Origin of the sequence: Pseudomonas sp. B1(2018) (assembly GCF_003097365.1) — a bacterium.
In the GTDB taxonomy this organism is placed as follows: domain Bacteria; phylum Pseudomonadota; class Gammaproteobacteria; order Pseudomonadales; family Pseudomonadaceae; genus Aquipseudomonas; species Aquipseudomonas laurylsulfatiphila.
On the sequence record NZ_PYUK01000014.1, the window covers coordinates 89,930 to 115,950 of the forward strand.

Here is a 26,021-nt window from a genome sequence, read left to right on the forward strand (position 1 = left end):
TCCATTCAACAGATCGGCCCTTTTTTCAGTCGCTGCGAACGTCAGACATGCTCACTGCTTTTCGCATGCACCGCGTGTGGCTCGCCATGCCCGTGGTCCACCTCAACCACCGGAATCTCCTTGCCGTCGCAATCGTGCAGCTTGCCGTCGCTGAAGTAGTCCCCTTCGCGCAACGCTGCCAGATCCTGATAACGCAGCACCCGCTCGGTACCGGCCGCAAACACCGATTGCTGGTCGGAGTTACCGGCAGTGAGGTGGTTGAAGGTCAGGTTCAGCACGATGGCCATGATCGCCGACGAACTGATGCCCGAATGGAAAATGGTCGCGAACCAGCTTGGGAAGTGATCGTAGAAGCTCGGTGCCGCGATCGGGATCATGCCGAAGCCGATCGAGGTGGCAACGATGATCAGATTGACGTTGTTGCGGTAGTCGACCTTGGACAAGGTCCGGATGCCGCTGGCCGCGACGGTGCCGAACAGCACGATGCCGGCACCACCCAGTACCGAGGTCGGCACGGCGGCGATAACCCGGCCCATGAAGGGCAGCAAGCCGAGGAGCACCAGGAACAGACCACCAGTGGCCACCACATAGCGGCTCTTGATGCCGGTGACCGCCACCAGCCCGACGTTCTGGGCAAAGGCGCTCTGGGTGAAGGATCCGAAGATCGGCGCGAACATGCTCGACAGCATGTCGGCGCGCAGGCCGTTGCCCAGGCGCTTGGAGTCAACCTTGGTGCCGATGATCTCACCGACGGCCAGGATGTCGGCCGAGGTCTCCACCAGCGTCACCATCACCACGATGCACATCGACAGGATCGCAGCAAAGTGGAAGGTTGGCATGCCGAAGTGGAACGGCGTCGGGAAGCCGAACATCGGGCCCTGGGTCACTGACGAGAAATCCGCCATGCCGAGGAACACCGCGATCACTGTACCGACGACCATGGCCAGCAGGATCGACAGGCGAGAGATGGTCGCACTGCCGATTTTGCTCAGCAACAGCACCAGCACCAGCGTCACCGCCGCCAGACCGATATTCGCCATGCTGCCGAAATCCGCTGCGTGGCTGTTGCCACCCATGGCCCAGCGCGCGGCTACCGGCATCAGCGTCAGGCCGATGGTGGTAATCACGATGCCGGTCACCAGCGGCGGGAAGAACTTGGTGATACGCGAGAACACCGGGGTTATCAGCAATCCGATCAAGGACGCCGCTATCACCGCCCCCAACACCGACTGGAACCCGCCCTCCCCGCCACTGCTGACAATCGCCACCATGGTCGCGACGCCGGAGAAGGATACGCCCTGCACCAGCGGCAACTGACAACCAAAAAACGGTAGACCCAGGGTTTGCAGCAGCGTTGCCAGCCCCCCTGCAAACAATGAAGCAGCAATCAACAAACCGATGTCCGCTGGCGAGAGCCCGGCCGCCTGGCCGATGATCAATGGCACAGCGACGATACCGCCATACATGGTCAGAACATGTTGCAGGCCATAAGCCATATTCGCGCCGATCCCTAGGTTTTCGTCCTCGGGCCGTTGGTGTGAAACATGGGGCGTTTTCATGGTAGGGGGTTCCCTGGTTTTTGTTATGCGCACACTGTATGCAAGACATAGGACAAATGTCTATAGAGTTGTATACAACTTATCAGTCACAAAATGGATACTTGTCCATTCCCGCCTGATAACCACCCTCCTGTCCCCGCCAAAAACCTTGAAATACTTCCCTCGCTGCCTCCCCCCCGGGTGCTGACTAGTCTTTCGAATTCCTGGCGACCATCGGTAAGACCCGCCTCTTTTTTATACATATAAAGTATGCATAATGAAGCCATTCGAGATTCAGTTCCACAGGGCAAAGAACGCAGCCAACAAACTCAAGCACCAAGGCATCAGCCTCGCAGAGACTGAACCGGTATTCCACGACGAACGAGCGCTGACCATCGAGGACAACCACCACGACGAACAACGCTGGATCACCCTGGGGCTGGATGCCAAAGGCCGTTTGCTGGTCGTCGCGTACACCTACCGCGATCCGAATTTCGTTCGAATCATTTCCGCGCGCATCGCCACCAAAAGCGAGCGCCGTCAGTATCTGGAGACATGACAGATGAAAGACGAATACGACTTCAGTGACGCCAGGCGCGGGGCCGTGGCGCCCGCCAAAGGCAAGACCCGCATTACCATCATGCTCGATGACGCCGTCATCGAAGCGGCCCGCGCACTGGCAGAACACGAGGGGTACGGCTACCAGACGGCGATCAACAATACGTTGCGCCGGGCCCTGCTCAACGAAGGCAAGACGGCAAAACTGAAACAACCCCTCACGCCAGCCGAACTCAAGGGCCTGGAGCAAAAACTGGCAGAGGCCTTGCGCGAAATCCAACGGGTGATGACGCCGGGTGTTCAGCCCTGAAGCGCAAAGGGCCGATCAATCCGACCCGCCCTTTGTGATGTCTGCGATCAACCCGCTATTGCGGCGCTGCGATCAATCGCTCCAGCGTCTTCACCAATTGCGCCTGCTCCGGTACGCGGATGCCGAACTCGCTGTCCAGCAACCCAACCAGTTGCTGCACATCCGTCACCTCCCGCCGCTCGCTGTCATGGCCGATCCGGTGAATAGCGAAGCTGCCGTTGTTGAGCGTACGGCGCCAGCCCTCCCCGGTGCGCGCCACCATCAACTGCCTGGCGAAAGTCGACTCGGGGTGGGTCGAGACGTACCAGTTGCCCACAGCAAAATCGATATCTTCCTGGCGTTGCAGGTCGAAGATGTACATCGCTCGCCATTCACCGGCCACATTGGCGCGAAGGGTAAAACCGTCGACGTGCAGGTCGATGCGATACGGCTCGTGCGGGGTGAGTTGTTCGGCGCGGGAATCGAGCAGCAGTGGCGCGGTCGGCACCATGCCGCCGAAGCCGACGTCGGTGATGTAGCGTACGTCGTCAATGATGACCAGGCTCAGGCGATGGGTCCGGGCCGTCCAGGCGCCCTCCGGTTGCCCCATCACCACCCGACCGCTGATGGCGCGGGCGTCGAAACCCAATTCCTGAAGCAAGGCCAGAAACAGCTTGTTGAGTTCGTAGCAGTAACCGCCACGCCCCGCGTGCAAGACCTTCTGTTCGATGGACGGCAGGTCGATAAGCACCGGTTCGCCGGACAACGTGGTGAGGTTTTCAAACGGGAAAACGCCGGTATGGCGCAATTGCAGTTGGCGCAAGGTTTCCAGCGTCGGTGCCGGGGGTGCATCGAACCCCAGGCGTTGCAGATACAAAGCACGGTCAGTCAGGCGTGGCTCGCTCATCGCTCAATCCTTTTGCACGCAAGCGGCGGATTGCTCCGCCAATGGTCGCTATGTATACGGGATCGGGTACGGCCACCGACAATTGATTTAGCCAATCGCTCGTCAGGAAAAACTCAACGCCGCTTGCGCGAACCCAATTGAATCCAGGTCGGCGCATGGTCGCTGGCGTGGGGCTCATTGCGCACCCAGGCATCTACCCCGGCGTCTTGCAGATACGGACTCAAGGCCGGGTTGAGCAGCAAATGATCAATGCGCAGGCCGGAGTTTTTCTGCCAGTGCTGGCGGAAGTAATCCCAGAATGTGTAGAGCCGATCCTGCGGATGCAAGTGCCGCAATGAATCGGTCCAGCCCTGCTCCAGCAAGCGCTGGTAGCACTCGCGACTCTCCGGCTGCAGCAAGGCGTCCTTGAGCCATGAGCGCGGGTTATAGATGTCCAGGTCGGTGGGCACCACGTTGTAGTCGCCCGCCAGCACCACCGGATGCTCACTGCCTTGAAGTGTCTGCGCATGACGGATAAGCCGTTCGAACCACGCCAGCTTGTACTCGAATTTCGGCCCCGGCTGTGGGTTGCCGTTGGGTAGGTACAGGCAACCCACCAGAACCCCGTGGACCGCGGCTTCCAGATAACGACTGTGCTTGTCGCTGTCATCGCCGGGCAACCCGCGCCGGCTCTCCAGCGGCTGCGCATCCCGCGCCAGGATCGCCACGCCGTTCCCTGACGCCTGCCCCTGCCAGATAGCGCCGTAGCCGAGCGCTTCAAGCTCGGCAGCCGGGAATGCGCTGTCCACTGCCTTCAACTCCTGCAAGCAGGCGATGTCCGGTTTTTCCCGTTCAAGCCAGGCCAACAGGTTGGGCAGCCGGGCGCGCAGGCCATTGACGTTGAACGTGGCGATCCGCAGCTTCTTCATGAATGGACACTCCTGAGGGCAAGGTGCCTGACATGTGACACCAGCACGTTTCGCAGGTTGCGTCAGCGGCCCCGGAGGCGGCAGCACCTTGAGCGCAAGCTGGTCGATTTGAAGGGTGTCCGCAATTTCCCGTCCAGCACAGATTAAATGTGGGAGCGAGCCTGCTCGCGAATGCGCAGTGTCAGCCAACATCAATGCTGAATGAGCCGACGTCTTCGCGGGCAAGCCCGCTCCCACAGGGCTCGAGGGTGTCCGCAATTTCCCGTCCGGCACAGATCAAATGTGGGAGCGAGCTTGCTCGCGAATGCGCAGTGTCAGCCAACATCAATGCTGAATGAGCCGACGTCTTCGCGAGCAAGCCCGCTCCCACAAGATTCTCGCTTGGCCATGGATCGGTAGCCCACCAGGGCCCCGCGCCACTCGTCAAGCGGATCGGCACCTACCACGTGCCCTGTCACACTGACATCAGGCAATAACTCATCCTGGAGACGACCATGATGAACATAAAAATGACTTCGCTGCTCATGGCCACATGGATGTCGGCTACGTCCGTGGCCATCTTTGCTGCGTCCGGCGAGGGGCCTGGTACGACCAGTACGGCACCCGGCGCCACCCACAGTTCAACCATGCTGCCAGACAGCAACAGGCCCAGCGATCCCTCGGGTAACAACGGGCGCGCAAAGAGTCCCGGCTCGTCAATGGGCAGCACCGGCGTCAATGGTCCGGGCAGTGGCGCGGGTGGAGGCACCGGTGCACCCGGTGGCGGAACCGGCGGTGCTGGCGGCGGGACGGGTAGCTGGACAGGCAAAGGCAACCAATGACATGCCGCCATTGGCTAATGCCAGTCAGTTAAGCGTTTGATCACCGCAAACCTTGTGGGAGCGAGCTTGCTCGCGATGACGACTGGACAGTCAAACAAGGGGTGCCTGACAGTCTGCCATCGCGAGCAAGCTCACTCCCACAATGTACGGGGCTTAACTGATCGGCATTAGCCGCCATTGGCCGCTTTTTGTCAGCTGATACCTACATCGGCTTGATCGCCGGCGGGTTCCATTGGCCATTCAACGCCTCGGCTTTCGGGCCGTACAAGCGCATGGTCAGATTGAATGAGCCTTTGGGCGCCGGCAGCCAGTTGGCCTCCAGATCCTTGCCGGGGCTTTCGTTCTGGAAATAGAGGTCCAGCGAGCCATCGGCGTTGTGCTTGAACGGCATCCAGCTACTGACTGCAAAACGGTTGAGTGAGTTGCCGACCTGGAAACCTTGCGGGTCATACAGGGTGATCGACCAGAAAGCGTTAACCGGCGGTGTCTCGCCCTTGCTGAAATGCAACACGTATTTGTTCGCGCCATCGAGTGGCTTGCCGTTGCTGTCGCCGATATTCAACGGATAAATCGCGTCCTCGGGCAGGTTGGCGCCGAGCCCCACCTGCGTAACGATGGCACGCTTGAGGTAATAGTTGCCGTAGACACCCATGGTGTCGGTGTTCATCGACCAGCCATTGACCTCCCGCGCCAGGGTCGGCACTTTCCAGGCCATCAAGGCCTGCGCATCCTGGGGCACCCTTTGCAGCACGGCCTGGATTTGCGGGTCCAGCGCGTCCATGCTGAACGACTTGCCGACTTCGATTCCAAGGCGCTTGATCTGCGCCAGCATTGGCTGGTCGGTGCTGTGCGGCGGGTTCACCTTCAGCAACTCGGCAGCGTAAGTGAAGTAATCGGCAGCCGACATGGAGTCGACCTGAATCTTCGGTGGCGTTTTCATGTCCACCGCAGGGTCGACTTTCACGGTGACGGCTTCAGGTTCCTTACCTAAGCGCGACAACGGCGTCACCGTGTAGCCGGCCTGGATCTTGTGCACCGCCGCGTAATCCTCTGCACCGTCAGTCTTGGTCCTGCCGATGACCCAGACAAAGGGCGTTGGCGCCGGCAGATGGCTCATCCCGGCAGGCACCGCGCCCGTCCAGCCCGGTGGCGTCACGAGGAATTGTCCGGCCTCGGTGCCCGTGGTGCGCCAGCCCGGCGATGCGAACACGTCGCTCCACATATCGAGCATTGGCAGCAGGTAGAAGCGTCCATCGGTATTCGGCGCGGCGATCACCAGCGGCTCCTTGCTCAAGTCCAGCCATGCAATCGAATACAAGGTGTCGAAGTTTGAGCGCACCACCCCTTTGAAATCGGCTGGTGGGTACTGCGGCACACTGATAAACATGTTCATCGGACCCTTGCCGAATTCCTTGCCCGGCTCAATGTTGGTGAATTGCTTGCGGGTGACGTCCATGCTCAGCAGCGGGTAAAAATAGATGTAGGCATCCACGCCGATGGCATGCGCTTCTTCGGCGGTGATTTTCGGTTGCGCTTGGCTGACCAGCGGAAAAATGGCAGCGGCTGCGACGGTCAGAGCAACGGCTGTCAACGTTTGAAGTAGCAACATGTTGGCGATCGTCCTTACGTGGGGGAGCCTGCCGGGTTCGACAGCGCTAACGGAACTCTAGACGATCAATTCTGACTGACCCGGAAGACGGACCACCGGCAGCAAAAGCACTTCAACGGTCGGAGCGCATCAACGCCTCGCCAGCCCCGGCCATCGACAACGTAGCCACGCGGTTCCGTCCCGAATGCTTGGCCTGATACAACGCCGCATCCGCCCGCTCGACAAACACGTCCATGCTGTCCCGGCCCGCGGGCACGAACGAATAGCAACCCAGGCTGACCGTCACGTAGCCATTGGGCGAGCCGGTGTGAGTGATGTTCTTGTCGATGACACTGCGACGAATCTGCTCGGCAATCGTCATGGCGCCATGGATGTCGGTGTCGGGCAGCAGCACCGCAAACTCTTCACCGCCGTAACGCACCGCCAGATCGGCCTTGCGGTGGCAGCAACTCTTCAGCGCGCGTGCCACTTCGGCCAGGCAGTGATCCCCCACCACATGGCCGTAGGTGTCGTTGTAGCGCTTGAAGTAATCGATATCGAGCATGATCAGGCTCAAGGGGCTTGCCTGCCGGGCACCGCGCCCGAACTCGACGTCCATCGCCCGCTCGAACAACCGGCGGTTGGCCAGGCCGGTCAGGCTGTCATGCGTGGCGATCAGCTCCAGTGCTTGCTGGGCCCTGCGCAAATCCGACTCGACCTGCTCGCCAACACGCACCTGATGCAGGAACACCCACCCGAACAGCCCCACGCCCAGCAGCACCAGGGCAACGATGAGGCTGGAGCGGAACGCCGTGTCGTACCAGTCCGCGAGAATGGTCTGCGTGGACGACGCCGCGGCGACCACCAGCGGATACGCCTCCAGCTGGCGGTAACCGTACAGGCGTGTCACTCCATCAATGATGGACGTGAACATCGCATTGCCTGAGTTGGCCAGTGGCAGGAACTTCTGGAAGATCTCGCCTTGGGCCAGCGACACGCCGATCTGCGCTTCTACAAAAGGTCGACGCGCCAACAAGGTGCCATCGGTCAGGCCGAGAAACATCGAGCCGTTGTCGTCCAGGCTGAAGCTTTTGAAGAACTGGTCGAAGTACGACATCTTGATGCCGGCCAGCAATACGCCGTGGAAATGCCCGTTCCTGTCGTTGACCCGTTTGGAAATCGGGATGATCCACTCGCCGTTTTCCCGACTGCGGATGGCCGGGCCGATATGCGCCACCGACGATACGTTCTGCTGGTGATACTTGAAGTACTCGCGATCCGCGACCCCGGCCCCCCGGGGCAGGTTTTCAAACGAGGTCACCACCCACTGGCCCTTCTGGTCGAACAACAGGATGCCGTGCAATTGATCCAGTGCCAGCACCCGCCGGGCAAAGGTCTGCTGCAAGCGGGGTCGCATGTCCTGGCCGAAACCGTCGACCTGAATCCAGTCCACCAGGCTGGTCAGCACCAGGTCAGCTTTCATGAAGGTGTCTTCGGCTTGCTGCGCCATGGCCCGCGTCAAGTTCGAAGACGCCACTTGCGCCAGGCTCAGGTCATGGCGACGGGACTGCTCCAGTTGCAGGTAGAGCAAACCGCACAGGCACAGGCACACCGTGGCAATGAACAACACCGCGGCCTTGCGCAGCGGTATGCGTTTCAATACAACGCCAGGGGCGTGGTCCGGGTTGTTAAAGCGCGTGGGCAAACGTTCATCCTTTCGGGGGCAAGCATGGACAACGGCCCAAAGCCCTCAGTTTTTGTGGGCGGTAGTTTACGGGGTTATCCACGACAAAGGGGCAACCACTTGCCCGGCGGTCTCACGCCTGCCCGGCGGTGGTGCAAACATGACCCAGGGCAGCACTGCCTGCGCGTCAACGAGCTACGATTAGACTGACCTCCATACAGGGAATCGACATGAGCAAGGCAGACGAGCTCGCTGCAAAATTGAAACAGACAGGGCTGACCAGCGCGGATCAGGCGATCGATGGCTGGCCGGGCCAGGTCTACGAACTGTATCAACGGATAGAGCACTGGCTGCTGCCCTTGACCGAAGCGGGCCTGGTCCTGCGGCGCAACGCCACCCACGTGATCGAACGTCATGCCGATGGTGACACTTACGATTACGCCATCGACCAGTTGGTCATCGCCGGCAACGGGCACAGCATGACCTTTGACCCGGTTGCACGCTTCACCGCCGATGGCGAGGGACGCGTCGAGATTCACTCCCCGGGCAACGAGTTCGCCCTGCTGCGCACCTTGGACGAACACGGGGAAACACACTGGTGGCTACAAACGATCGAGCAAGCCACGGCACAACTGGATGCGGTGGCGCTGACAGAAAGCGATCTGCTTGTCGTGGTGCAACAAGGGTTGGCGCTTTAGGTGGGTGCCACAGGGCTGGGGAAACTGTAGGAGCCAGCTTGCTGGCGATGGGCTCGAATACGCCGCGTTTACCCAGTTCACCCGCGTTATCGTTAACGTCCATCGCTGCGATGCGGCGACCCGACAAGCCAGCTCCCACTAGGGGGCGTGCCCACGCTGAAACTGTAGGAGCCAGCCTGCTGGCGATGGACTCGAGTGCGCCGCGTTTATCCAGTTCACACGCGTTATCGCTCACGACCATCGCTGGCAAGCCAGCTCCTACAGGGGACCGCGTTTACCCAGTTCACCCGCGTTATCGTTAACGTCCATCGCTGGCAAGCCAGCTCCTACAAGGGACCGCGTTCATCCAGTTCACACGCGTAATCGTTAACGACCATCGCTGCGATGCGGCGACCCGACAAGCCAGCTCCCACAAGGGGTCGTGCCCACGCTGAAACTGTAGGAGCCAGCTTTGGTTACTGTTGGCCCTGCCCCGTCACCACCAGCGGGATCTCTGCCCGACGCAAGTCCAGGGGAGGCAATTTCGTCGGCTGACTCAAGCCCTGCAACACCCGGGTGTCGTAATCATAAATGTCCGGCTTGAACGTCACCCGCCCGTCAGTGCTCAGGTCCACGGTCCAATAGGCCAGCAGCACCGGCACCTTCACCGGCAGCTGGATATTCTCGGTCCTGCCATTGGCCAACTGTTTTTGAATCCCGGCACTATTCCAGCGCACCGGGTCGTTGAACAACAACTCGACCAGTTGCAGCGGGTTTTCCACGCGGATGCAGCCCGAGCTGGTGGCCCGGACCGTCTTGGCAAACAGCTCGCGGTGCGGCGTGTCATGCAGGTAGATCGCATAGTCGTTGGGGAAGCGGATCACCACCTGCCCCAACGAACTGTCGGGCCCGGCATCCTGACGCAGGTGGATGCCTCGCGGGTTGCTCCAGTCAACGTCCGATGGATCGAGTACATTGCCTTCGCGATCAAGCACACGAATCCGGTTGGCCGCCAGATAGCCAGGATCGTTCTGGACTTTCGGAATCACGTCCTGCTTGAGGATGGTCGGCGGCACGGTCCAGGTCGGGTTGAACGTGATGTAGGTGATTTCGGCCTGGAACACCGGCGTACTGCGCACCGGCTTGCCGACCTGCACCCGCGAACGCCAGATGGGCAGACCGTCGCGGTACATCGCCACCTTGTAGCCGGCGATATCGACGATCACGAACGTGCCCTGAAGTTTGTACAACAGCCAGCGGGCGCGCTCCATGTTGACCCGCACCTGATCGATCCGCGCCTCGACCGGGACGTTCAGCGCCGCCAGCGTCGCCGCCCCCGCCACACCGTCGGCCCCCAGGTATTGCTCGGTCTGATACTTCTTCACCGCAGCGATAACCTTGTCGTCGTAACCGGCTTTTTTCGCCTGGTGCGGGTCCAGGTACCCGCCCGCCACCAGGCGCGCACGCAATTGAGCGACCGCCACCCCGTCCATGCCGGGCTTGAGCGATTGACCTTCGGTGACTTTCGGCCAGCCACCCGCATCACGCACCTGGCGCAACCGGGCCAGGCCTTCGCGCAAATTGCGGTAAATCTCTTCCTGGGGAGGCGCCTCGGCGAATGCACGTGCCACGTCATGGGCATCGAGGGCGGCGAACAGGTTGTCCATGTCCTCGCGGGCGCCGCCACCGGAAGGATCGAAATTCCAGTGAATGTCCAGCCGCGACGGATCGACCTTGCCCCGGCGCAGTTGCAGCAGCGCGGTGATGAAGGTACGCGTGGCCGCCATGTCGAACATCGCCCGCTGCGCCGTGGAAGGCATGGCGGCCATCAGCGATTCATGGGCCTGGGCCAGTTCGGTGATACGGAAATCCGTCGGGGTCAGGCCGTCGATCCGGGTGTCTTCGAGGCTCTTGAGCAACTGCAGCACATCACGATCATCCGTCCACGCGGCGCGATAGTTGCGATGCATATAGAAATCCAGCACCACCCGGCTGACGTCCGCACGCTGATTGCGCTTTGCCGTGAGCAACGGCGGAAAGGCCGAGCGCAGCGGTTCCAGCGTTGCCTGAATCGCCTGGCCGACCGCATCGTCGGGCGCCGCGGCATCGCTTTTGCTGCTCGCGGTAGATACCGACTCAATCGGCGAAGTTTGCGCAAATGCAGCACCGCTGATCAGAAAGCCCATAAAAAAAATGCGGCTTATGACGAATGACCTTGTTAATTGCACCATGGATAATCCTTAATCCCCTGATTCAACGGCGCCAGCTTTGCGCGCGCTGCTAGACTCGAAATTATCATGATGAGACCCGACTATGGCGCTAAACCGCTTTGGCCTTTTATTTGCCATTTTACTGACGTGCCTATCAGTAACGTCAGCGTACGCCGATTCGCTTGAAAACGCGCTGGTCAAAGCAGCACCAGGCGCCGACGCCAAAGTGATTGCCCTGGCCGTTCGCGCCACCCAATGCAGCCGTGCCCAAGGCGTCGCCCCAGCGCAAAGACTGGCGGTGATCGATTACTCTCTGCCTTCGACTGAACAACGCCTCTGGGTCTTCGACCTTAAACGGCGCAAGTTGCTGTTTCACGAACTGGTCGCCCATGGCCGCAACAGCGGCGAAAACATGGCGACGCTGTTCTCCAACCAGAATGAAAGCCACGCCACCAGCCTCGGTCTGTTCCGCACCCAGCAAAGCTATCTCGGCCAGAACGGTTACTCGCTGCGCATGGAAGGCCTGGAGCCCGGCTTCAACGACAACGCCTTTGACCGGGCCATCGTCATTCACGGCGCGCCCTACGTCAGCCCGGTGCTGGCCCGCGCCAATGGCCGCATCGGCCGCAGCCTGGGTTGCCCGGCCGTCAGGCCGGCGATTGCCCATCGGCTGATTGATTCGATGAAGGACGGCCAGTTGTTGTTTTCCTACTACCCGGACCAGCGCTGGTTGAAGTCGTCCTCCTACATCAACTGCGGCGACACCGTGGCCTCGAGGGAAAAGTCCTCTTCAAGCCAGAAAGCAACGTCCAACCTGTCAAAACTGTAATCCCCGCCTCAGCCTGCTGAAAGGCACCGCCCGCTAGCCTCGTCGACAAGTTCAACAGGCTGACGGGCGGAACACACGGCATGCACTCCCACACATCAAGACGCACCTTCGTCAAAGGCCTGGCCATCGGCGGGCTCTTCGGCGGCCTCGGGTTATGGCGCACGCCGGTCTGGGCGATCAGCAGTCCCGGCGAACCGCAGGTGTTGGCCGGTAATGATTTCGACCTGTTCATCGGTGAATCCCCGGTCAACTTCACCGGCACCCCGCGCACTGCACTGACCATCAACGGTGGCATTCCCGGCCCGCTGCTGCGCTGGCGTGAAGGCGATACGGTGACGCTGCGGGTACGCAACAGACTCAAGGACAGCACCTCCATTCACTGGCACGGCATCTTGCTGCCGGCCAACATGGACGGCGTGCCGGGCCTGAGTTTCAAGGGCATCGAGCCGGGTGGCCTGTACGTCTACCAGTTCACCGTGCGGCAGAACGGCACCTACTGGTATCACAGCCATTCGGGGTTTCAGGAACAATCCGGCGTCTACGGCCCGCTGGTGATCGACGCCAAGGACCCGGAGCCGTTCCAGTACGACCGCGACTACGTGGTGATGCTCAGCGACTGGACCGACGAAGACCCGGTCGAACTGATGAAGACGCTGAAAAAACAGTCCGATTACTACAACTTCAACAAGCGCACCGTGGGCGACTTCATCCACGACGTCAGCGAAAAAGGCTGGGGGCCGACCGTCGCCGACCGCAAGATGTGGGCCGAGATGAAGATGAACCCCACCGACCTCGCGGACGTCGGCGGCGCCACTTACACCTACCTGTTGAACGGCCAGGCGCCGGACATGAACTGGACCGGGGTGTTCCGCCCGGGGGAAAAGCTGCGGCTGCGCTTCATCAACGGCTCGGCCATGAGTTACTTCGACGTGCGCATCCCCGGCCTGAAAATGACCGTGGTTGCCGCCGATGGCCTCCATGTCAAACCGGTGAGCGTCGACGAGTTTCGCATTGCCGTGGCGGAAACCTTCGACGTTATCGTCGAACCGACCGAGGCGGCCTACACCCTGTTCGCCCAGGCGATGGATCGCACCGGCTACGCACGCGGCACCCTGGCGGTGCAGGCGGGACGGGTAGCGCCGCTGCCAGCACTGGACCCACGCCCCCTGGTGACCATGGATGACATGGGCATGGCCGGCATGGACCACGGCAGCATGACGGGCATGGATCACAGCAACATGGCCATGGGCGACATGCCCGGCATGCAGTCCCACCCGGCCTCGGAAACCGACAACCCGCTGGTGGACATGCAAGCCATGTCCACTGCACCGAAACTCGACGACCCCGGCATGGGCCTGCGCAACAACGGGCGCCGCGTGCTCACCTACTCCGACCTGCGCAGCACCTTCGAAGACCCGGACGGCCGCGAGCCTGGCCGCACCCTCGAACTGCACCTGACCGGGCACATGGAAAAATTCGCCTGGTCGTTCAACGGCGTGAAGTTCTCTGATGCAGAGCCCCTGCGCCTCAAGTACGGCGAGCGGCTGCGGATCGTGCTGGTCAACGACACGATGATGATGCACCCCATCCACCTGCACGGCATGTGGAGCGACCTCGAAGACGAGAACGGCCAGTTCATGGTGCGCAAGCACACCATCGACATGCCACCAGGCTCCCGGCGCAGCTATCGGGTCACGGCCGATGCGCTCGGCCGTTGGGCCTATCACTGCCATCTCCTGTACCACATGGAAATGGGCATGTTCCGTGAAGTTCGCGTGGAAGAATGAGGCACACCCCATGATTCGATTCACCCCGGTTTTTTTCGCACTCGTGACCTCCACGGCGATGGCCGCCAACGACGACATGCAAGGCATGGATCACAGCCAGATGGACCACAGCCAGATGCAAGGCATGGATCATAGCCAGATGGACCACAGTCAGATGCAGAGCATGGACGAAGGCCAGATGCAGCCCGCTGCCCCCAGCGAAAGCCGTACGCCGATCCCGGTGCTGACCGATGCCGATCGCGCGGCGGTGTATGCCGACCCCGCCGGCCACCATGTGCACGACAACACACTCAATTCATTTTTCCTCGCCGACAAACTCGAATGGCAGGACGCCGATGACGGCAGCACCCTGGCCTGGGATTTGTCCGGCTGGGTCGGCGGCGACATCGATCGCCTGTGGCTGCGCTCCGAAGGCGAGCGCACCAACGGCGTGACCGAGGATGCGGAAATCCAGGCCCTGTGGGGCCACGCCATATCCCCGTGGTGGGACGTGGTCAGCGGCGTGCGCCAGGATTTCAAACCCGGCGCCCCGCAAACCTGGGCCGCCTTCGGCGTGCAAGGCATGGCGCTGTACAACTTCGAGGCCCAAGCCACAGCCTTCATCGGCGAAGGCGGCCAGAGCGCCGTGCGGCTGGAGGGCGACTACGACATCCTGCTGACCAACCGGCTGATCCTGCAGCCGACCGTCGAACTCAACGCCTACGGCAAAAACGATCCGCAACGGGGCATCGGCGCGGGGCTGTCCAACACCGAAGCCGGCCTGCGCCTGCGCTACGAAATCCGCCGGGAATTCGCGCCCTACCTCGGCGTGACCTGGAACCGCACCTACGGCAACACCGCCGACTACGCCAACGACGAAGGCGAGGATCGCAGCGAAGCCCGCCTCGTGCTCGGTGTTCGGATGTGGTTCTGAACAGACTCACCCAAAACCAACAACAACCGCTTCGAGCGGTAAAGGACCCTGCATGCGCATCATCAAACCCACCGCCGTCGTTATCGCGTTACTCAGCGGCCTGCTCATGAACACCCTCGCTCAAGCCCACCCCAAACTGCTCGCCTCCACTCCAGTGGAAGGCGCGGAAGGTGCGCCGCCCGACAAGATCGAACTGCACTTTTCCGAAAACCTCGTCACGCAGTTTTCCGGCGCCAAACTGCTGATGACCGAAATGGCCGGCATGGCCCACGCCCCGATGCCGGTCAAGGCCAAGGTCAGCGGCGGCAGCGATCCGAAAACCATGCTCATTACCCCGACAACACCTTTGACTGCCGGTACCTACAAGGTCGAATGGCGCGCGGTGTCGTCGGACACCCACCCGATCACCGGCAACGTCACCTTCAAAGTGAAATGATCGATGAGCGACCCGGCCAACGTCGTTCTGCGGTTTGTGTTGTATATGGATTTGATGCTGTTGTTTGGCGTGGCGCTGTTCGGGCTCTACAGCTTTAAAGAACAGCAACGGCGATCCGGCACGGTGCTGCCCTTTCGCCGATGGCTGACGGGAACTGCCGGTCTCGGTGCACTGCTGTCCATCGCCGGCATGGTACTGATGGTCCGCGCCATGAGCGGCGAATCAGACCTTGCCGAGCTACGCCCTCACCTCGAGATGATGCTGTTCGAGACAGACGTCGGGATGGCCTGGGCCGTGCGGATGATTGCGTTGGCGGTCGCAGGTCTGGCGGCGATGCTAACCCCACGCGCCCCCGGCCTCGCCCTGGCGATCGCCAGCACTGCCGGCGGCATCGCCCTCGCCAGCCTGGCCTGGAGCGGCCATGGCGCCATGGACGAAGGCAGCCGTCGTTACTGGCACTTCACCACAGACATCCTGCACCTGCTGGTGGCGGGCGCCTGGCTCGGCGCGTTGCTGGCGTTCGCGTTGATGGCGCAACCACGGGCCCTGCAAACTGAAGCACACATACGCTTGCTGGCTCACGCCGTCAGGCGATTCGAGCTTGTCGGTGCGCTGGTCGTCGTGATCATCACCGTGACGGGCGTGGTGAACTACCTGTTCATCGTCGGGCCGAGACTCGATGAGGTTTTACTCGGCCATTACGGAATCCTGCTGGCGATCAAAGTGCTGCTGTTTGCCGGGATGCTGGTGTTGGCGGCGCTCAACCGCTTTCATCTTGGCCCCTTGCTGGAGCAGTCATTGTGGGAAGGCCAATATCGCGTGGCAGCCCATGCACTTCGGCGCAGCGTGGTCGTGGAAATGGCCGCGGCAGTTTTGATTGTGGGGTTGGTGGCGTGGCTGGGGACGTTGAGCCCGGAAGTGGAATGAGCCCATCTTCAAGGGGAAATCTCTGACACTGACGTACCGATTTAAACTTGGGCCAGCCAAGCCTGGGCAATGGCCCAGGCGATGGGATCATTGCCGGCTGACGCTTTCATCTTCCCGAGTACGAATTTTCTCTAAATTAGCCGTACGTCTCGGCGGACTTGCCAATGAGAAGCTATTGATTCAATGTAATGACAAATGTCATTACATGAGAACCTGTCCCATGGCATCTATCAACATCCGTATCGATGACGACCTCAAAGTTCGCGCCTATCTCGAACTGGAAAAACTCGGCGTCACACCTTCCGAACTGATGCGCCAGACCCTGCAATATGTGGCGGAGCGTGGTCAGCTGCCTTTCAAGCCGGTCTTGATGACTGAAGACGATGAGGCACTATTGGCCACTGTGCGGGAACGGCTTGCATCTCCTCAACGAGTCAGGGTTTCCATAGATGACCTATAGCCTTGAGTTTGATGCCCGTGCATTGAAGGAATGGCAAAAACTTGGCGACACAGTCCGACAGCAGCTCAAAAAGAAGCTGGTGGAGATCCTGAACAATCCACGTATTGAAGCTAACCGCCTGCATGGTTTTCCTGACTGCTACAAAGTCAAACTACGTAGCAGCGGTTACCGCTTGGTCTATCAAGTGATTGACCAGGAAATTACTGTGTTTGTGGTAGCTGTGGATAAACGGGAGCGTGAGCAGGTTTATCGCAAGGCGGCTGGACGTTTGAAGTAATGGTCGGTTGAGTCACGTTTCTGACGTAATCCAACCACCTGGCAACGTCCTACCCCCCCCAGCGGAAAATCAGCCGTAATTTATCAAGGCCGAGTGAGCGCGATACTGACGCAAGGTTGAAGCCATTTTCAGGGGGCGTTGTTTTTTCACACCGATGAAAGTTTCACTACACTCCCCCTTTCAAAACCACTCCAGCACAAAAGCCCGATAACAATGACGAAAATCAATAGAGCAATGATGCTCGGCGGCTTGCTCGCATTCACCCTTGGCGCCCAGGCAGAACCTTCGCATCTGGACAGCGTCATGCAACAGGGACAGCTGCGCGTTTGCACCACCGGCGACTACAAACCCTACACCCTCAAGTCCGAGGACGGCGCGTATTCCGGCATCGACATCGCCATGGCCCACGCCCTGGCCGACAGCCTGGGCGTCAAGGTCGAGTGGGTGCCCACCACCTGGAAAACCCTGATGCCCGACATGCTCGCCGGCAAGTGCGACATCGCCATGGGCGGCATCTCGGTCACCCTGGAACGGCAGAAAAAAGCCTTCTTCAGCAACATCCTCGACGTCGACGGCAAAATCCCGCTGGTGCGTTGCGAAGACCAGGCGCTGTACCAGACCGTCGAACAGATCAACCAGCCTTCGGTTCGCCTGGTCGAACCCGCCGGCGGCACCAACGAAGCATTCGTCCACGCCTACCTGCCCCAGGCGCAACTGCAGTTGCGCGATAACCTGAGCATCTTCCAGGAACTGCTGGATAAAAAGGCTGACGTGATGATCACCGATGCGTCGGAGGCGCTGTATCAGCAAAAGCTCAAACCGGGCCTGTGCGCCGTCAACCCGACGCACTACATGCAATACGGCGAAAAAGCCTACTTGCTGCCCCGTGACGACATCACCTGGAAGCTGTACGTCGATCAGTGGCTGCACCTGGCCAAGGCAACGGGGATTTATCAGAAGATTCGGCGGCAGTGGCTGGCGGTGCCTGAGGGCAAATAACGGCATGCCAAGGCGCCGGGTCATGACTTGTTAAATTCCGTTACATCCTTGAAACTACTTTCGCACCGGTAACAGGCCGGTCACAGCAAAACGCGTTGATAGGCGCGCCGAACGATAACCCGGTCGATGCCTCGACCGAGCAGAACCCTCAAACAAGGACAGATAATGAGCAGCACGGATGAATTGCAAACCTACAATGTCAGCCCGAAATGGCAGGAACGTTTCGCTTTTTTTGATCAGTACGGCGGCCCCAAAAGCCCTGACTTCAAATTGGGCTTCAAACAGCTGCCAGCGCGCAAGCGCATCCTGATCAACCTGAACTTCATCGCATTCTTTTTCGGGCCGATCTATTTCTTCGTGCTTGGACTGTGGAAAAAGAACCTGGCAATCATCGCGATCATCATTGCCCTGTCCTTTGTCCTGGCATTGATTTTCACCCTGCTGGGTTATGAAGAAGCCCCCAAGGCCCTCAACAGCGGTATGAATATCGTCTTTGCACTGATGTACGGATTGAGCGCCAACTACGCCTACTACCTGAAACAGGTAAAAGGCTCGCAAGGCTGGAATCCTTTTGAAGGCTTGAGGATGGTCTGAGCCGCGCCCGGATAGCAAAACGGTGGAATCACTCCACCGTTTTGTGTCACCGATCAATCCTCGTGCAACAACCCCGCACCATACTCGCCAAAACTATTGCCCAGCGCACTGCCATGGAAATTCATCTGGTTGGCATTGCTGTGGGTGGGTCCCGGACCAAAGCCGGCCGGCTGCACCGAGTCAGCCGAATAATCGCGATGGGCACTCACACCCGAACAGGCGCTCAACAGCACGGCACCTGCGATTAGCGAGACCTTGATCAGGTTTGCGAACATTTTTTTATTCCTGTGGGTTGAGGCGTGGGGACATGACCTTTGGCGGTCATCCTATGCCTCACATCAACGAAACATCATGAAACTTTTCGGCAAGTCAGCGTTGGTTCAGGAACCGTGCGCACTTGGAGATCTGTCATCCCAATTAACTTGGGGATCGACATTATCCAACGCCCGACTCACCAACAACTCCCCCACCACCGCCAACTGCTGAATCGACAACGCCAGACTGCGTGGTGAGCCTTCGAGCTTGCAGGCCAGATCGGTTGTCAGGACGTTAAGCGAAGCGAGGGTTTCGCAGGCGTGGCACAGCAAGGTTTCGGTGTCGACGTCGGGAAGGATGGTAAAGACGTGGCAGATGGGGTCGGCGTGATTGGGGTTGCGCAGGCGTTTACTGACGATGCGATGGCTGGCTTCGGATAGCTGGTCGAGATCAAGTGAGTCGCAAGCTGCTGAAGCAACCGGAGGATCAGGCGTGATTTTTTTCATTGTTGTCGCTCCTAGAATTGAATGAAGGAACTGCCAGCATCACTTCCACATGATGGGTGGCAGCTGTGCGCAGGTGTGGAAGACCGGGGATCTAGGAACCCGGCGCACCCGAAGGTGCCCCGCGCACAGCCGCCATAATTTAACAGCAGACATGAAAAAAGCGCCTGCCTAAATTCAGGTGGCGCCTGTGCGCCTAGATCTTGTGAAGGGCTTCCACACCCTTGTCGCTGAATGTGCAGCGACGCAAAAAGGCTATCCGGGTGGCTGAGGCAGTGCAATGTGGGCGATGGGGACGTGTGTTGCGGGAAATCTCCGACATTTTCATGCTGATTTAAACAGACCTGATTGCCGGTATTCGGACTCCTGAGCCCCGTCATCCCATTCCTGATAAACTCCCCCACCTCCCAGCCTCACCGATTCCAGATTGCCAATGTACGTAACCACCGCTACACCCGCCCCGCTCTCCCGCCGTTTCTCCGTCGCGCCGATGATGGATTGGACCGACCGCCACTGCCGCTTCTTCCTGCGCCTGCTGTCGAAAAACGCCCTGCTCTACACCGAAATGGTCACCACCGGCGCCCTGCTCAACGGCGATCACGAGCGTTTCCTGCGCCACAACGAGGCCGAACATCCGTTGGCCCTGCAGCTTGGCGGCAGTGTGCCGCTGGACCTGGCGGCGTGTGCGCGCATGGCGCAGGAGCATGGTTACGATGAGGTGAACCTGAATGTCGGCTGCCCGAGCGATCGGGTGCAGAACAATATGATCGGCGCGTGCCTGATGGGGCATCCGCAGTTGGTGGCCGATTGTGTGAAGGCGATGCGGGATGCGGTGTCGATTCCGGTGACGGTCAAGCACCGTATCGGGATCAATGGCCGGGACAGTTACGAGGAGCTGTGTGATTTCGTCGGCACGGTGCGGGATGCCGGGTGCACCAGTTTTACCGTGCATGCGCGGATTGCGATTCTGGAGGGGTTGTCGCCGAAGGAGAATCGTGACATTCCGCCCCTGCGTTATGACGTGGCGGCGCGGTTGAAGGCGGATTTTCCTGAACTTGAGATCATTCTCAACGGCGGGATCAAGACGCTGGAGGCCTGCCACGAGCATTTGCAGACGTTCGACGGCGTGATGCTGGGCCGCGAGGCGTATCACAACCCTTATGTGATGGCCGAGGTGGATCAGCAGCTGTTCGGCAGTACGGCGCCGGTGATCACCCGTGCCGAAGCACTGGCGCAGTTGCGGCCGTATATCGCGGCACACATCGATGCCGGCGGTTCGATGCACCACATCACGCGGCATGTGTTGGGGCTGGGCACCGGGTTCCCGGGGGCGCGCAAGTTTCGGCAGTTGTTGTCGGTGGATATCCACAAGGCCAAGGAGCCCCTGGCCTTGCTGGATCAAGCGGCCGGGTTGCTTGAAGGGCGTTGATGCCCGGTTGTTCTCGCCATACAAGCCAGGCGGTTCGATCCGCCTGGCTCGCCGGTCAGCTGGCGGCCGCCGCCGTCCAGTTCACCCATCCGAATGCCCAGGTCGCCAGGATCAACAATCCGAACACAATCCGGTACCACGCGAAGGCGGCATAGCTGTGGTTCGCAATGAACTTGAGCAAGCCGCGCACGGCGATCATGGCGAAAAAGAACGCGGTGACGAAGCCCAGGGCGAAAACCGCCAGGTCGCCGGCCTGGAACAGTTCCCGGTACTTATAGCCTGAATACACCGCCGCACCGACCATGGTGGGCATCGCCAGGAAGAACGAGTACTCGGTGGCGGCCTTGCGCGACAGGCCAAACAGCAACCCGCCGATAATGGTCGATCCGGAACGGGAAGTGCCCGGTATCATCGCCAGGCATTGCGCGAAGCCTACCTTCAGCGCATCCGGCCAGCGCATGTCGTCGACATGGTCGACGTGAACCACGTGGTCCCTCTGCTCCGCCCACAACATGACAATGCCGCCCACGACCAATGCGACGGCCACGGTGATCGGGTTGAACAGGTAGTGATGAATCTGGTCGGCGAACAAGACACCCAGAACGACGGCCGGAAGAAAGCCGATCAGTACGTTCAGCGTGAAGCGTTGTGCATTGCGTTGGGTCGGCAGTCCTTTGACGATCTCTGTAATCTTGCGGCGAAACTCCCAGACTACGGCAAGAATGGCGCCCAGCTGAATAATGATATTGAACGCCATGGCGCGTTCGCCGCCAAACTCCAGCAAGTCCGCAACAATAATCTGGTGGCCCGTACTGGAGATGGGCAGAAACTCAGTCAGGCCCTCTACCGCGCCCAGTACCAACACTTTGAAAAGGGTCCAGAAATCCATCCATCCTCCGTCAGACCGTTCTTTGGGAACGATCCGTCAACTGCACTCAGATATTGAGTAGCTCAAGCAAAACAATCGAGACATCCACACCCATTACCTGATGTAGCGAGGGAGAATATGTCTTATCAAAAGACACACTCAAGCCATGTTAATAATCGTCCGGGTACGAACAGCCCGGTAAATATTTAGGTAATTAGTAGAAAAAAGTCTCGCCACTCAATAAAGTGTGATCGTTCTCACAGTATTTGTGTTTCTTACTGGATTCATCACACGGGCATGAATGGTGGCACCTAGTGGGCCAAACAGTGGCAAAAGGACATAAAAACAAATCGCCATCGTTTCAAAATAGTGGCACAATTCCATATTGCCACCATCTAAGGGCGCAATTTCACTAGTTCAGCCCGCCGAGAAAATCAACTAAAAGCTTGAAAAGCTTAACTATTGTTAGAAAACTCGGGAGCCACGTCTAAAATTGGCGTAAATGTTACCAATTGTCAGTCACAGATGAGAACCGGTGCTTTAACATCCCGATGTCAGCACCTATTCGAGTCAATGCATGATGCTTACAGGGAACTTAGCGACTAGAAGCCCGCGCCAGACTAACGATGAACCCGGAGTTCTCACTCTGGGTCGTACCCGTGGCGTGGCTGAACATTTTAGAGCGCTAGTCGCAAGGCATGTGCGGACCGATATGGCACTAGAGGCCAACGCCTACACTAGTTCATTCAAGAAGAATGAACGCTCTGGTTCGTACCGCGCCATCTTCATCATCATCGACAGCCCCCAGGCCCTCGAGGAAAGCCTCGCGCTAGTGGAAAACCTGCGCACCGGCAACTTGAAACCCATCATTTGCGCGGTGATCACGGGCCGAGGCAGCTACAACAAGATCAAGTACTATCTTGCGGGGGCCGACTACTGTATCAAGTTCAATACCCTTTCCGATGAAAGCTCTGAGTTGCTCGGCGAGTTCTTCAACAGTGAAGAATGGCAAAGAGACATCAATTTGATATTGGACCCCACCCGTATTTGTCTACTGGGCACCAGCAAGAAGCTGGACATTTCCTTTGCAGAAATGAAGATCCTGGAAGCCTTTGCGCAAACCAGTAACCACATACTAAGCCACGATGAAATCGCCAACATCATGGGGCTCAACACCAACTTTTATGACCCAAGGGCGCTGGAAAAATCGATCAGTCGCCTTCGTGGAAAAATCAAGGACATGTATGGCACAAACGCCATCCAGAGCATCCGGGGGCATGGCTACCGGTTGATGAGGGGGCTGATCTCGACCCCCTGATACACAGCAGGGATGGCGCTTTAATATCAATTCAACAGGCGATACTCCTCAACGATACAAAGGTCTCGACTTCATCGTTTTTTTTGTATTTCATACTGACGGCACTTATCGATTCAATCACCGAGGCAACATCGGACCATAACAATAAGAGTTTATTCTGCAGCTGTAGATCGAGTGGAACCTATCGAGGGCCAATTTGGGCCCAGACCCTGCCTTTCGATTACTTCCGAGGGAGTCTTTACTCCCCTGCCGATCATCTTTTCGCCAAATTTGGTGTGTACTTCAGGAGAGAGACATGGAAACTAGTACAACCCTCCCAAGGAAATACTTTGTCGTCGTGACCCACAGCACTACGTCGCAGCGTGAACTTGAGACCATCCTGTCCAGTGAGCGCTTCAACTCGTTTGGCACCTCTCAGGCACAAATGTTTGTTGAAGGTGTTGCTTCGCCCTCTTCCGCTCCCGTGCTGATGGAATTCAGCTACCCAAACGTTTCAAGGAAGAACGTCGCGCGCAGTATCGAACATGATACACAGCGACTATTGGCCACCCTGGAATCCGAATGGCTGGCAGTGCAATCGACGAATCCATTCCACAGCCTGCCGGCAACTGCCGGGGTAGCCAACGATATCTCGCAATCAATCGAAGGCGACACTCCTTACAGCGAAGCCTGGCAACTCGACAAGGACCAGAGCGTATTGGCAAAAGAGGGCGTCGAGATCAGCTTGACCGGATTGGAAGCCGCGCTGGTGAAGAAGATGCTGCACCATGAAGAGCGCGTCGTCAGTCGCGACGAATTGATCCTCAGCATCGGCAGGGAGCCGGAGCAGTATCGCGGCCTGGAAATGTGCCTGAGTCGGTTGCAAGATAAATTCAAATTGGCCAGTAACGGTGAACGACTGTTTCGCGCAGTCCGAAATCGCGGCTATTGCCTGATCCAGGAAGTCGTGGCGTAGTCACCTCGAACTTTATCAATTAAAACAAACAGAAACAGTGCGACTACAACAATAAAAAAAGCACTCTGTTTGGTTTCAACCTCCGCGCTGGCAAGACTCTCTTATCCCCACCCCTCCTACAATACCAAAGACCACGTTCATTATTCACCCACTTCCCTTCGACCTTTTCTAACGCTCGAACTTTTCTAAAATTTTGCTAGTTGGCACTTTGCCATCTTGTTAGAACTCGTCAGACAGTATCTCCGCCAATAACTTAGTCTATTGACTGACGACAGTTCGGCATATCGACGTTGTTACCTCAGGACACTCGCTCCAACAACAATAACAAGTCTACTTAACAACTCGGATTTCAACTGTCGAAACCTGAATGGACGTCTTTTGGGGATATGGTATGGATCTTACTCTTGGTATCAATCGAAACACTGGCCTCAAGGGACTTACCTTTTGGGGACAATGGGCGCTGGCACAGGGCTTTGTAGTTTCTCTGTTGTTCATACTTGCTGAACGGCACACCGGATCGGTCGAGTTCTATTACCGAATGTGCGCAACGCTCGCCGTCCTGGCCTCGGTTCCGGCTTATACGTTCAGCGGTGTGTACCGCAAAAGAGACAATTATCTGTCAGGGCTGGGACGCCTGTTCATGGGCTGGTCCATGACGATGGCGGCGCTGGCCTGCATCGCGTTTATCTGCAAGGCCGATGAGTTGTTTTCCCGACAAGTCATCCTGGGTTGGGCGGTGTACGGCTTCCTCGGACAGGCATTGCTGTATGCGCCGCTGCATGCGTTTTCGAAGTTCTACCAGCGGTCACGCAAAAGCGAGCATAAAACCCTGATCGTCGGCACCGGCGAACTGGCACTGGGATTGGCGAACAAGCTGAGCGACCTCGAAAACCTGCCATTGGTGGGCCTGGTCAGCAACGGCACCCTTCCCTCCCTGGAACCCGGCGCACCCCGCATCGTCGGCGCCCAGGAAGACCTGCTGGAACTGATCAAGACCCATGACATCCGTCGTTTGTACATCACGCTGCCCCTCTCGGAAGCGGCACAAATCGAAGCCATGTACGTCGATTTGCTGGATGCCAACGTTGACGTGGTCTGGGTGCCGGACTTGAACAGCCTGACGCTGCTCAATCACTCGGTGAAAGTCGTGGACGGCTTGCCGGCGATCTACCTGAACGAAAGCCCGCTGACCAGCCGGCCCACTGCCGCACTGAGTAAAAGCCTGGCGGAAAAAAGCGTGGCCCTGCTGGCCATTATCCTGCTGAGCCCGGTGTTGCTGCTCATTGCACTGGCCGTAAAACTCAATTCGCCCGGCCCGGTGTTCTTCAAGCAGGACCGCCATGGCTGGAACGGCAAGGTGATCCAGGTGTGGAAGTTCCGCTCCATGCGGGTGCACGACGATCATGAGGTCAAGCAGGCCAGCCGTAACGACTCGCGCATCACCGCCGTCGGACGTTTCATCCGTCGCACTTCGCTGGACGAGTTGCCGCAACTGTTCAACGTGCTGCAAGGACACATGGCCCTGGTCGGCCCGCGCCCTCACGCCATCGCGCACAACAACTACTACTCCGGGAAAATTCTCGCCTACATGGCCCGCCATCGAATCAAACCGGGCATTACCGGCCTGGCGCAAATCAATGGTTGCCGTGGCGAGACGGACACCATCGACAAGATGCAGAAGCGTGTCGAGATCGACCTCAAGTACATCAACAACTGGTCGTTGTGGCTGGACCTGAAGATTCTGGTGAAGACGCCGTTCACCTTGTTGTCGAAAGACATCTACTGATGGTCTAGGGCTACACAAGGCAACACCGCAAGGGGACGCAAGTCCCCTTTTTCGTGGCTGTGATTCGGGGGTTGGGCGGCTACCCGGATATCCGGTTCACCAAAAGCCCCCCCCTGTGGGAGCCTGCTCGCGAAAGCGTCGGGTCAGCCAACATGGATGCTGGATGTGCCGACGCCATCGCGAGCAAGCTCGCTCCCACAGGGGATTGGCGGTGTGCCTGGATATACGGGTCGCCAAGTAACTACTGTGGGAGCGGGCTTGCCCGCGATAGCGTCGGATCAGCCAACATGGATGCTGGATGTGCCGACGCCATCGCGAGCAAGCTCGCTCCCACAGGGGATTGGCGGTGTGCCTGGATCTACGGGTCGCCAAGTAACTACTGTGGGAGCGTGGCTTGCCCGCGATGGCGTCGGGTCAGCCAACATGGATGCTGGATGTGCCGACGCCATCGCGAGCAAGTTCGCTCCCACAGGAGTCTGGTGTGCAATCAGATTTTCGAGCCACC

The 26,021-nt window shown here is 58.8% G+C and carries 26 protein-coding genes; 17 read left to right on the forward strand and 9 right to left on the reverse strand.

What is annotated here, in order from left to right; translation table 11 throughout:
* Positions 1–41: 41 nt before the first annotated feature.
* On the reverse strand, positions 42–1,559 hold the full coding sequence (locus C9422_RS21480; protein ID WP_007978657.1) for a nucleobase:cation symporter-2 family protein: 1,518 nt from the start codon (positions 1,557–1,559) through the stop codon (positions 42–44).
* Between the two features lie 256 nt (positions 1,560–1,815).
* Here C9422_RS21480 and C9422_RS21485 point away from each other — a divergent pair, with 256 nt between their 5' ends.
* Together C9422_RS21485 and C9422_RS21490 are read left to right on the forward strand one after the other, a co-directional pair.
* Complete coding sequence (locus tag C9422_RS21485; RefSeq protein WP_116582051.1) at positions 1,816–2,097, forward strand: BrnT family toxin; 282 nt, start codon at positions 1,816–1,818, stop codon at positions 2,095–2,097.
* 3 nt (positions 2,098–2,100) lie between these two features.
* Positions 2,101–2,406 (forward strand): BrnA antitoxin family protein, encoded by a 306-nt coding sequence (locus C9422_RS21490; protein ID WP_116582052.1) that lies wholly within the window; start codon positions 2,101–2,103, stop codon positions 2,404–2,406.
* A gap of 55 nt (positions 2,407–2,461) precedes the next feature.
* Here the strand turns inward: C9422_RS21490 and C9422_RS21495 are convergent, their stop codons facing one another.
* Both C9422_RS21495 and C9422_RS21500 read right to left on the reverse strand, forming a co-directional pair.
* Positions 2,462–3,292, reverse strand: a complete 831-nt coding sequence (locus C9422_RS21495; RefSeq protein ID WP_116582053.1) for an arylamine N-acetyltransferase — start codon at positions 3,290–3,292, stop codon at positions 2,462–2,464.
* A gap of 113 nt (positions 3,293–3,405) precedes the next feature.
* Positions 3,406–4,200: an exodeoxyribonuclease III gene (locus C9422_RS21500; RefSeq protein WP_116582054.1), complete on the reverse strand. Its 795-nt coding sequence runs from the start codon at positions 4,198–4,200 to the stop codon at positions 3,406–3,408.
* A 494-nt stretch (positions 4,201–4,694) separates the two neighbouring features.
* Between C9422_RS21500 and C9422_RS32370 the strand changes: the two genes are divergently transcribed.
* Entirely contained in the window at positions 4,695–5,021 is a 327-nt protein-coding gene (locus C9422_RS32370) for a hypothetical protein (protein ID WP_178082432.1), read from the forward strand.
* 202 nt (positions 5,022–5,223) lie between these two features.
* Here C9422_RS32370 and C9422_RS21520 read toward each other — a convergent pair whose 3' ends face one another.
* Positions 5,224–6,630 (reverse strand): DUF1254 domain-containing protein, encoded by a 1,407-nt coding sequence (locus C9422_RS21520; RefSeq protein ID WP_116582055.1) that lies wholly within the window; start codon positions 6,628–6,630, stop codon positions 5,224–5,226.
* Between the two features lie 112 nt (positions 6,631–6,742).
* Complete coding sequence (locus C9422_RS21525) at positions 6,743–8,314, reverse strand: GGDEF domain-containing protein (RefSeq protein ID WP_116582056.1); 1,572 nt, start codon at positions 8,312–8,314, stop codon at positions 6,743–6,745.
* Positions 8,315–8,523: 209 nt separating this feature from the next.
* Between C9422_RS21525 and C9422_RS21530 the strand changes: the two genes are divergently transcribed.
* A complete protein-coding gene (locus C9422_RS21530; RefSeq protein WP_116582057.1) occupies positions 8,524–8,991 on the forward strand; it encodes a hypothetical protein in 468 nt (155 codons plus the stop codon).
* Positions 8,992–9,446: 455 nt separating this feature from the next.
* Here the strand turns inward: C9422_RS21530 and C9422_RS21535 are convergent, their stop codons facing one another.
* Positions 9,447–11,201, reverse strand: a complete 1,755-nt coding sequence (locus C9422_RS21535; protein WP_116582058.1) for a murein L,D-transpeptidase — start codon at positions 11,199–11,201, stop codon at positions 9,447–9,449.
* Positions 11,202–11,283: 82 nt separating this feature from the next.
* Between C9422_RS21535 and C9422_RS21540 the strand changes: the two genes are divergently transcribed.
* The 9 genes from C9422_RS21540 to C9422_RS21580 all read left to right on the forward strand — a co-directional run bounded on the left by C9422_RS21540 (position 11,284) and on the right by C9422_RS21580 (position 18,402).
* Entirely contained in the window at positions 11,284–12,009 is a 726-nt protein-coding gene (locus C9422_RS21540; RefSeq protein ID WP_116582059.1) for a murein L,D-transpeptidase catalytic domain family protein, read from the forward strand.
* A gap of 80 nt (positions 12,010–12,089) precedes the next feature.
* Positions 12,090–13,796, forward strand: a complete 1,707-nt coding sequence (locus C9422_RS21545) for a copper resistance system multicopper oxidase (RefSeq protein WP_116582060.1) — start codon at positions 12,090–12,092, stop codon at positions 13,794–13,796.
* A 10-nt stretch (positions 13,797–13,806) separates the two neighbouring features.
* Positions 13,807–14,709 carry a copper resistance protein B gene (locus C9422_RS21550; RefSeq protein WP_116582061.1) on the forward strand — a complete coding sequence of 301 codons (903 nt, stop codon included), beginning with the start codon at positions 13,807–13,809 and terminating at the stop codon, positions 14,707–14,709.
* Positions 14,710–14,761: 52 nt separating this feature from the next.
* The gene (gene copC / locus C9422_RS21555; protein WP_116582062.1) at positions 14,762–15,145 is read left to right on the forward strand and encodes a copper homeostasis periplasmic binding protein CopC; all 384 of its coding nucleotides are present in this window, start codon (positions 14,762–14,764) and stop codon (positions 15,143–15,145) included.
* A gap of 3 nt (positions 15,146–15,148) precedes the next feature.
* Positions 15,149–16,072, forward strand: coding sequence for a copper homeostasis membrane protein CopD (gene copD / locus C9422_RS21560; RefSeq protein WP_116582063.1), 924 nt, complete (start codon positions 15,149–15,151; stop codon positions 16,070–16,072).
* 220 nt (positions 16,073–16,292) lie between these two features.
* Complete coding sequence (locus C9422_RS21565; protein WP_116582064.1) at positions 16,293–16,532, forward strand: type II toxin-antitoxin system RelB/DinJ family antitoxin; 240 nt, start codon at positions 16,293–16,295, stop codon at positions 16,530–16,532.
* Positions 16,522–16,809 (forward strand): type II toxin-antitoxin system RelE/ParE family toxin, encoded by a 288-nt coding sequence (locus tag C9422_RS21570; RefSeq protein ID WP_116582065.1) that lies wholly within the window; start codon positions 16,522–16,524, stop codon positions 16,807–16,809. The genes C9422_RS21565 and C9422_RS21570 overlap by 11 nt, the downstream gene beginning before the upstream one ends.
* 237 nt (positions 16,810–17,046) lie before the next feature.
* The gene (locus C9422_RS21575; RefSeq protein WP_116582066.1) at positions 17,047–17,808 is read left to right on the forward strand and encodes a transporter substrate-binding domain-containing protein; all 762 of its coding nucleotides are present in this window, start codon (positions 17,047–17,049) and stop codon (positions 17,806–17,808) included.
* A 165-nt stretch (positions 17,809–17,973) separates the two neighbouring features.
* Positions 17,974–18,402 carry a DUF2628 domain-containing protein gene (locus C9422_RS21580; RefSeq protein ID WP_116582067.1) on the forward strand — a complete coding sequence of 143 codons (429 nt, stop codon included), beginning with the start codon at positions 17,974–17,976 and terminating at the stop codon, positions 18,400–18,402.
* 53 nt (positions 18,403–18,455) lie between these two features.
* Here the strand turns inward: C9422_RS21580 and C9422_RS21585 are convergent, their stop codons facing one another.
* Complete coding sequence (locus tag C9422_RS21585) at positions 18,456–18,677, reverse strand: hypothetical protein (RefSeq protein WP_116582068.1); 222 nt, start codon at positions 18,675–18,677, stop codon at positions 18,456–18,458.
* Between the two features lie 105 nt (positions 18,678–18,782).
* Positions 18,783–19,163: a DUF6124 family protein gene (locus C9422_RS21590; protein ID WP_116582069.1), complete on the reverse strand. Its 381-nt coding sequence runs from the start codon at positions 19,161–19,163 to the stop codon at positions 18,783–18,785.
* A gap of 430 nt (positions 19,164–19,593) precedes the next feature.
* Here C9422_RS21590 and dusA point away from each other — a divergent pair, with 430 nt between their 5' ends.
* A complete protein-coding gene (dusA, locus tag C9422_RS21595; RefSeq protein ID WP_116582070.1) occupies positions 19,594–20,589 on the forward strand; it encodes a tRNA dihydrouridine(20/20a) synthase DusA in 996 nt (331 codons plus the stop codon).
* 55 nt (positions 20,590–20,644) lie between these two features.
* On the opposite strand, the gene C9422_RS21600 is transcribed toward dusA, so the two are convergent.
* A complete protein-coding gene (locus C9422_RS21600) occupies positions 20,645–21,478 on the reverse strand; it encodes an undecaprenyl-diphosphate phosphatase (protein ID WP_116582071.1) in 834 nt (277 codons plus the stop codon).
* 556 nt (positions 21,479–22,034) lie between these two features.
* On the opposite strand from C9422_RS21600, the gene C9422_RS21605 reads away from it, so the two are divergent.
* The 3 genes from C9422_RS21605 (at position 22,035) to C9422_RS21615 (ending at position 25,516) form a co-directional block, all read left to right on the forward strand.
* Complete coding sequence (locus tag C9422_RS21605) at positions 22,035–22,775, forward strand: winged helix-turn-helix domain-containing protein (protein WP_116582072.1); 741 nt, start codon at positions 22,035–22,037, stop codon at positions 22,773–22,775.
* Between the two features lie 295 nt (positions 22,776–23,070).
* Complete coding sequence (locus tag C9422_RS21610; protein ID WP_116582073.1) at positions 23,071–23,730, forward strand: winged helix-turn-helix domain-containing protein; 660 nt, start codon at positions 23,071–23,073, stop codon at positions 23,728–23,730.
* A gap of 391 nt (positions 23,731–24,121) precedes the next feature.
* On the forward strand, positions 24,122–25,516 hold the full coding sequence (locus C9422_RS21615; RefSeq protein WP_116582074.1) for an undecaprenyl-phosphate glucose phosphotransferase: 1,395 nt from the start codon (positions 24,122–24,124) through the stop codon (positions 25,514–25,516).
* Positions 25,517–26,021 lie beyond the last annotated feature (505 nt).

Coding starts and splice junctions, on each gene's coding strand:
- C9422_RS21585 (WP_116582068.1), bottom strand. CDS start 18,677: ATGTTCGCAAACCTGATCAAGGTCTCGCTAATCGCAGGTGCCGTGCTG.
- C9422_RS21520 (WP_116582055.1), bottom strand. CDS start 6,630: ATGTTGCTACTTCAAACGTTGACAGCCGTTGCTCTGACCGTCGCAGCC.
- C9422_RS21610 (WP_116582073.1), top strand. CDS start 23,071: ATGGAAACTAGTACAACCCTCCCAAGGAAATACTTTGTCGTCGTGACC.
- C9422_RS21495 (WP_116582053.1), bottom strand. CDS start 3,292: ATGAGCGAGCCACGCCTGACTGACCGTGCTTTGTATCTGCAACGCCTG.
- C9422_RS21535 (WP_116582058.1), bottom strand. CDS start 11,201: ATGGTGCAATTAACAAGGTCATTCGTCATAAGCCGCATTTTTTTTATG.
- C9422_RS21490 (WP_116582052.1), top strand. CDS start 2,101: ATGAAAGACGAATACGACTTCAGTGACGCCAGGCGCGGGGCCGTGGCG.
- C9422_RS21565 (WP_116582064.1), top strand. CDS start 16,293: ATGGCATCTATCAACATCCGTATCGATGACGACCTCAAAGTTCGCGCC.
- C9422_RS21570 (WP_116582065.1), top strand. CDS start 16,522: ATGACCTATAGCCTTGAGTTTGATGCCCGTGCATTGAAGGAATGGCAA.
- C9422_RS21500 (WP_116582054.1), bottom strand. CDS start 4,200: ATGAAGAAGCTGCGGATCGCCACGTTCAACGTCAATGGCCTGCGCGCC.
- C9422_RS21545 (WP_116582060.1), top strand. CDS start 12,090: ATGCACTCCCACACATCAAGACGCACCTTCGTCAAAGGCCTGGCCATC.
- dusA (WP_116582070.1), top strand. CDS start 19,594: ATGTACGTAACCACCGCTACACCCGCCCCGCTCTCCCGCCGTTTCTCC.
- C9422_RS21590 (WP_116582069.1), bottom strand. CDS start 19,163: ATGAAAAAAATCACGCCTGATCCTCCGGTTGCTTCAGCAGCTTGCGAC.
- C9422_RS21605 (WP_116582072.1), top strand. CDS start 22,035: ATGATGCTTACAGGGAACTTAGCGACTAGAAGCCCGCGCCAGACTAAC.
- copC (WP_116582062.1), top strand. CDS start 14,762: ATGCGCATCATCAAACCCACCGCCGTCGTTATCGCGTTACTCAGCGGC.
- C9422_RS21615 (WP_116582074.1), top strand. CDS start 24,122: ATGGATCTTACTCTTGGTATCAATCGAAACACTGGCCTCAAGGGACTT.
- C9422_RS21540 (WP_116582059.1), top strand. CDS start 11,284: ATGGCGCTAAACCGCTTTGGCCTTTTATTTGCCATTTTACTGACGTGC.
- C9422_RS21580 (WP_116582067.1), top strand. CDS start 17,974: ATGAGCAGCACGGATGAATTGCAAACCTACAATGTCAGCCCGAAATGG.
- C9422_RS21530 (WP_116582057.1), top strand. CDS start 8,524: ATGAGCAAGGCAGACGAGCTCGCTGCAAAATTGAAACAGACAGGGCTG.
- C9422_RS21480 (WP_007978657.1), bottom strand. CDS start 1,559: ATGAAAACGCCCCATGTTTCACACCAACGGCCCGAGGACGAAAACCTA.
- copD (WP_116582063.1), top strand. CDS start 15,149: ATGAGCGACCCGGCCAACGTCGTTCTGCGGTTTGTGTTGTATATGGAT.
- C9422_RS32370 (WP_178082432.1), top strand. CDS start 4,695: ATGATGAACATAAAAATGACTTCGCTGCTCATGGCCACATGGATGTCG.
- C9422_RS21600 (WP_116582071.1), bottom strand. CDS start 21,478: ATGGATTTCTGGACCCTTTTCAAAGTGTTGGTACTGGGCGCGGTAGAG.
- C9422_RS21575 (WP_116582066.1), top strand. CDS start 17,047: ATGCTCGGCGGCTTGCTCGCATTCACCCTTGGCGCCCAGGCAGAACCT.
- C9422_RS21485 (WP_116582051.1), top strand. CDS start 1,816: ATGAAGCCATTCGAGATTCAGTTCCACAGGGCAAAGAACGCAGCCAAC.
- C9422_RS21550 (WP_116582061.1), top strand. CDS start 13,807: ATGATTCGATTCACCCCGGTTTTTTTCGCACTCGTGACCTCCACGGCG.